Annotated in this window: 9 protein-coding genes; 5 read left to right on the top strand and 4 right to left on the bottom strand. The window is 35.6% G+C overall.

The genetic code is table 11. The annotated features are described in order from the left end of the window. The coding region (locus ACG9ZL_RS20560) for a hypothetical protein (protein ID WP_419361671.1) at positions 1-292 on the top strand (292 nt) is incomplete at its 5' end. Positions 293-297: 5 nt separating this feature from the next. Here ACG9ZL_RS20560 and ACG9ZL_RS20555 read toward each other — a convergent pair. After that, on the bottom strand, positions 298-576 hold the full coding sequence (locus ACG9ZL_RS20555) for a DUF8583 domain-containing protein (protein ID WP_199970400.1): 279 nt from the start codon (positions 574-576) through the stop codon (positions 298-300). Between the two features lie 380 nt (positions 577-956). Between ACG9ZL_RS20555 and mobQ the strand changes: the two genes are divergently transcribed. Then, positions 957-1919: a MobQ family relaxase gene (gene mobQ / locus ACG9ZL_RS20550; protein ID WP_199970403.1), complete on the top strand. Its 963-nt coding sequence runs from the start codon at positions 957-959 to the stop codon at positions 1917-1919. Next, on the top strand, positions 1916-2389 hold the full coding sequence (locus ACG9ZL_RS20545; RefSeq protein ID WP_199970406.1) for a hypothetical protein: 474 nt from the start codon (positions 1916-1918) through the stop codon (positions 2387-2389). The genes mobQ and ACG9ZL_RS20545 overlap by 4 nt, the downstream gene beginning before the upstream one ends. Positions 2390-2826: 437 nt before the next feature. On the opposite strand, the gene ACG9ZL_RS20540 is transcribed toward ACG9ZL_RS20545, so the two are convergent. The 3 genes from ACG9ZL_RS20540 to ACG9ZL_RS20530 all read right to left on the bottom strand — a co-directional run bounded on the left by ACG9ZL_RS20540 (position 2827) and on the right by ACG9ZL_RS20530 (position 4165). Further along, on the bottom strand, positions 2827-3381 hold the full coding sequence (locus tag ACG9ZL_RS20540; protein ID WP_104039711.1) for a hypothetical protein: 555 nt from the start codon (positions 3379-3381) through the stop codon (positions 2827-2829). Positions 3382-3601: 220 nt separating this feature from the next. Further along, positions 3602-3994: a hypothetical protein gene (locus tag ACG9ZL_RS20535; RefSeq protein WP_104039704.1), complete on the bottom strand. Its 393-nt coding sequence runs from the start codon at positions 3992-3994 to the stop codon at positions 3602-3604. Further along, positions 3995-4165 carry a hypothetical protein gene (locus tag ACG9ZL_RS20530; protein WP_171289309.1) on the bottom strand — a complete coding sequence of 57 codons (171 nt, stop codon included), beginning with the start codon at positions 4163-4165 and terminating at the stop codon, positions 3995-3997. Between the two features lie 302 nt (positions 4166-4467). Between ACG9ZL_RS20530 and repM the strand changes: the two genes are divergently transcribed. Both repM and ACG9ZL_RS20520 read left to right on the top strand, forming a co-directional pair. Further along, positions 4468-5394 (top strand): replication initiation protein RepM, encoded by a 927-nt coding sequence (gene repM / locus ACG9ZL_RS20525; protein ID WP_104039705.1) that lies wholly within the window; start codon positions 4468-4470, stop codon positions 5392-5394. Positions 5395-5410: 16 nt separating this feature from the next. Further along, a partial coding sequence (locus ACG9ZL_RS20520; protein WP_419361664.1) for a hypothetical protein occupies positions 5411-5980 on the top strand: 570 nt, incomplete at its 3' end.

Raw genomic sequence — 5980 nt, 5'->3', positions numbered from 1 at the left:
TCGCCCTAAAATCACTAAAATCGAGCAAGTATGTGACCGAGAAGATTTTCCTGCATTAATGGAAAAAGCTAGAACAAATATTAAAGAGTTTGCTTATTTTAGAAAACTTAGTACAGAGAAATTCTTATCTAAAGTTAATTATCAATCGATCAATAGATTGGCAGAAGATATGCTTCAAGCTGGGCTAGATGATGGGCTTATAAACGATCAATTCTTATGGAGTGTTTATAATGCTCCCAACAGAGGTTTAAAAGTTGGACATCTAGCACCTAGATGTAAAATCAATCAATAAAACTATTATTGGATAGATAAATCAAAAAGCTGTCTATCTCGATCTTCTGTCAAATACTCGTTGAGTTCAGCGAGTATTTTTTCTTTATTGGCTTCATTATCATTCATTTTTTTTATCAAGTAAGAACCGAGCAAAATTTTACGCCGAGTATCATCTTTGCGTTCCTGCTCTTTTTTCTTGGTACGTTCTCTTGCCTCAATAGCCTGTTTTTGCGCTTTTAACTGTTTCAGTTTTTCTAACTGGGCTTCAATTTTCTTTTCAATATTTTCAGTAGATTTTGTCATAACGTCCAATTTCGGGATATAGAAAACCACTCAAGCATAAGGCTCTATGAACTAGAGTTCAAGCGAGCTATATGCTATCGTGTTTTTCATGAAATGCGCACTTACGACTTGAACTTCGTTCAAATCAAAGTTGCGCAAGGGGATACCCCTTAACCCCAAAAAATTGCTGCGCAATTTTAAAAAGCAAAAGGAAAATAAAAATGTATCGGTATAATTTCAGAGAAGCGCACCTTTACCTTTGTCCAAATTGCGGACACGAATGCACTTACAAGATGCCTGAACTGATGGCACAACATGCAGAAGAAAGAGAAGTTCAGAACCTAAAAAGAGAATGCGAAAAATGCGGTTATTACGTCCCTGCTAGTCGGAAGTGTTAAGCGATGGCGATTTATCATTGCTCAACAAAAACCGTAAACCGCAGTTCAGGCAGAACCGCTGTTGCATCTATGGCTTATCGTGCCGGAGAAAAGCTCAAGGATGAACGGACAGGATTGACCCATGACTTTACGAGAAAGGACGGTGTTGCCCATACCGAAATTGTATCCAACCTCGATATTAAAATTGACCGTAGCGAACTTTGGAACTTGGCGGAACAGTCCGAAAATCGCAAAGATGCCCGAACCGCTAGAGAATGGGTAATCGCCCTACCCGATGAATTAGACACAGATCAACGTAAGGACTTGGCAAAAGCCTTTGCCAAGTCCTTAGTTGATCGCTATGGCGTGATTGCAGACTTAGCCATTCACGAACCCAGCAAAGGCGGAAATAATAAAAACCATCACGCCCATATCATGCTCACCACCCGAAAGGCTGAATTAGACCCTGAAAACAATCTGACCCTGACCACAAAGGCAGAGATTGAACTCAGTAACGCCAAAAGAAAGACCCTCAACATGGGTACAACCCAAGAGGACATCAAACAAATTCGGGCAACATGGGCAGACCTGGCGAATCACGCCCTGGAACAAGCAGGACAACAGCAAAAAATTGACCACCGTAGCTATGCCGATCAGAACAACGGACTACAAGCAACGATTCATGAGGGAACTTCGGTCACTCAATTACGTAGACAAGGCATCGGCACCGAAATTAGCCGTTATAACGACAAAGTTAAACAGCACAACGCCCAATACTTGAACCAAAAAGGACAGCTGAAAGAAACCACGCTCCAACGTGGTTTTAGCCGTGTAGAACAAGGCTTTGACCAATGGCAGAAAGATCGAGAAGCCAAACGCTTAGAACTAGAACGCCAAGCCGAACAGAAGCGACAGCAAGAACGAGAAATGAAAAAAGCCGAACAAAAGGCATCACCTAATTTCAATAAAGGCGGATGGTCAAGATGAGCAACCAAAACGATGATTTAGACGACCAGTTATATATTTTATTGGCATCAATGAAAGAATATCGAGAAGCCATAGCAGACGATCAGAAGCGATTAGAGACGTTTTACAGCCAAATTGCTACAGGTGTGCTCGATAAGGCTGAAAAATCGCTACAGGACACCAATAAACAAGCTATAGGTGCATTAAAGAGCCGTATTCAGGAACTAGACAAGGCAACAAGCCGTCTGAATACCCAATTTATCATTGTGTACGCCAGCACCTTTATTGGGCTAGTCATTATTCTATTTTTGGCGTTATTCCTATTCGTCCCAAGCATGGACGAAATTCAACAGCGTAGATCGGAAGTAAATAATCTTAAGCAGTACAGCCTAGACATATCCAAATGTGAGGGACAGACATGCGTCAAGGTCATAAAAAAGCAGTGCGGATATGGGAAAAATGGCGATTACTGTGTGATTGACCCTAAATAATTTCGGGCGGTACTTTGCTCTGTTTTTTAGTCATGACTAAGTAATTTTTTTCAGTCGCAAAGTGGCTCGACTTTGAAATAAGGCTAAAGCCATGTTTCAAAGCATCGAGCTAGCCCAAAGGTAGATAAACCCACAAATTAAAGTTACATATAGTATTGATTTAAATATAAATTTTAAAAATCTAACAATAAGCGATGGCTTTGGTAAAGGGTAATCATCTTCATAATATGCTATGAAAAAATTCCCACACTTATTACAAGAGTAGCCATTGTCATAAAAGTTCATTAATTCATTAAAATCAACGGTATTACTTTTTGTTGGTTTCGGAAATTTTTTAGGTTGCGTTTTTAATGCTTTAACATCAGTGCTTTGACATTTTGGACATTTAATTTTGCTTCCATGTCTTACATAAGTTGTTTGAATATTTTTTGCCATGTTTATGAATGAATCTCTAGTTGATAGATAAATGGCATTAAACTCGGATGATCACAGCCACAATTAATACATGATTTTAAAGGAAATATAGGAGCATCAGTTATCGAAATTGATTTATTTTCAAGTTTTTTTTTGTATTTCAATAAGTTTGAGCAACATGAAGAATTTTTCGGAAACTTTATTACAACTTTACTTACCAATGTTTTTTTTCTATTTAAATCTACTTGGTTGTAGGCTCTTCTATCTGCAATAAAAATTATTAACTCTATTAGTTTTTTAGCTTCTCTCTTTGATGATGGGGATAACAGGGCTTCTTCAAAGGAAGCTTGTTGATGAATTAACTTATTATTTCTTCCAGTAAATGGCTCATATTTTTTATATAGATCTACATATTTTTTAATATATTCAGGTTTAAATATATTTGATGATTTGAGTAACTCATTAAATTCTATTAAGAATAACTTATGTTTTTCTTTATCATCTTTTTTATGATCAGCATTAGCTTTAATAGTTGGAATGCCTATCTTTTCTTTTTTTTTAAAAAATCCGAATATCATTTAAACTTAACTTTTTATTCAAAAATAATGATTTATATATTGTCATCAAAAACAGAGCAAGTGTCTACGAGCGATTGAGTTCCATAAAAATTTCGTCCTTGCCTTTTGCATAATAACGAAAAATACAGAGCATCCCGAGGGTCCGAACTTCGAAGCTTTTGCTTTAAAAAAATATGAGCGAAGCGAACAGCAATAGAGCACGAGCTTTAGCGAGTACCGCTTAATCTAAATAGTCAGAATTTGGTAGCCAAAATTCGCCATTACGTTTGTAATGCCAAGTAATATCCAATACTCGAATATGATTAGAGTTATTTTTCCACTGAAAATGGAGAATCATATCTGATGTTAAGTAATTGTTATATTTACTTTTAATGTATTCTGGTAATCCAACGTGATAATGCCAAAGACTATTTGAATAAGTGAAATCATAAATCGGATTTGTTTTATCTATTCCTCTCCATGATGGTGAAATTTTACCTTGGAATTTGGAAAAATCACTTAATCCATTTTGTTCGTATACATCTGTAAAATCTAAAATTTTATCTTGTTGATTTTCAGGATAATTATTAAATTCTACAGCAAACTTTTTTCCAAACTCCCAAGTGTACGACAATTACTTTTTCCCTGCTTCCATAATAAATTTCCGCTTTTCTTCACGAGATAAACCTTGAGGCATTACAAAGCTTTCCGCAGATAAAGCAGATTTCATTCTATCAAGATTAATCTTGATAGGTGCAGTTTTTTGAGTTTGTGTAGTAGTTACCATAAAGCCCATTACACTCATTTGCCACCTCGACAAATAAAATTTCTCTTAAATTTTAACAAAAAAAATAGCGAAGCGGGTTTTTAATTGTTTTTAACTTCTTTTAATTGTTTTTAACTGAACTGAAACCCTTATATAGCAATGCTTTCAAACCGTATAAACATACATTTACCCTGCCATAAACATACATTTACCCTGCCATAAACATACATTTACCCTGCCATAAACATACATTTACCCTGCAAAAAAATACAAAATATTTTTTGTATTTTTTTATACATTTGGTAACTTGTATTTCTATTGTGGAAATGGGGGGGAGTGATATGCAACTAGTTGTTAAGGATAATGCTTTAATCAATGCAAGCTATACGCTTAGTTTGGTTGAACAACGGATTGTATTGCTTGCAATTATTGAGGCAAGAGAAACCCAAAAAGGAATTGATACCGAAACATTTTTAGAAATACATGCACAGCACTATGCAGATCGTTTTGATATAAGTGTAAAAAATGCGTATGCAATGCTTTCAGAAGCATCGCAGGCATTATTTAATCGTCAGGTTACATTTATGATGATTGATGAAAAAAGAAATAAACCTGAAAAGCGTGTTGTCCGTTGGGTTAGTGGTGTTTCTTATGTTGATGGTTCTGGAATTATTAAATTACGATTTGCTCCTGAAATTATTCCCCTGATTACTCAGTTAGAGAAAAATTTTACTAGTTATGAACTATCACAAGTTGCAAGTCTTGGGTTGTACGCTACACGCCTTTATGAACTACTTATAGCTTGGCGTAGCACAGGGAAAGTACCTGAGATAAGCCTAGACGATTTTAGGGATAAAATGGGACTTGCAAGTAATGAATATAAGTTAATGCATAATTTTAAAAATCGTGTTCTTGAACCAGCAATCAAACAAATTAATGAACATACGGATATAAAAGCTACTTATGAACAACATAAGCAAGGGCGAACAATCACGGGTTTTTCATTCAAATTTAAGCAAAAATCACAGCCGAAAATTGAAGTTAAACGTGACCCCAATACCCCTGACTTCTTTATCAAAATGACCGACGCGCAACGTCATTTATTTGCTAATAAAATGTCTGAAATGCCTGAGATGAGTACATATTCGCATGGTACTGAAAGCTATCAACAATTTGCTATACGCATCGCTGATATGCTTTTAGAGCCTGAAAAATTCAGAGAACTTTACCCTTGTTTAGAGAAAGCCGGATTCACTTTAAATAAATAATATAGAGCCATTTGGTATGAAAAAAGTACTTCCTATTTCTATCGCATTAATTTGTATTTCAGCTAATGCTAAAACAATGACTGATCTGTCCAGAGGATTTGAAAATGGTAGGTTACATGTAGAAAAATATAATAATCCTCAATGTCGAGGTTTAAGGGACTACTTACAAAATACTGGTTCAACCTACAAAAGAGCCTACGAAGGAAAAATATCTCTAAAAGTTGCTGATACATTCGCTAGAAGTGAAGCAATAGATACTATCCGAAGGCTTACTGAGCAACAGCTACCACTACCTTTCAATGCTAGCTTTTTACTAGAACAAAGCTCACAGATTCAAAGTAAAATATTTAGTAATCAATATCCTAATTCAGATAAAAACTTAGATGAAATATATAATAAATGTGCGTCTGCTTTAGCAAATAGTGCGTACAGTAATGCTGACAACTATGATCGTGCAATAGACTACTCAAAAGGGGAAGATAAAATATATCGCCCTAAAATCACTAAAATCGAGCAAGTATGTGACCGAGAAGATTTTCCTGCATTAATGGAAAAAGCTAGAACAAATATTAAAGAGTTTGCTTAT

The sequence above is a fragment of the Acinetobacter legionensis genome, from assembly GCF_048551735.1.
Taxonomy (GTDB): domain Bacteria; phylum Pseudomonadota; class Gammaproteobacteria; order Pseudomonadales; family Moraxellaceae; genus Acinetobacter.
Note: the sequence above shows the minus strand (reverse complement) of the source record. Positions and strands in the feature narration are given on the sequence as shown.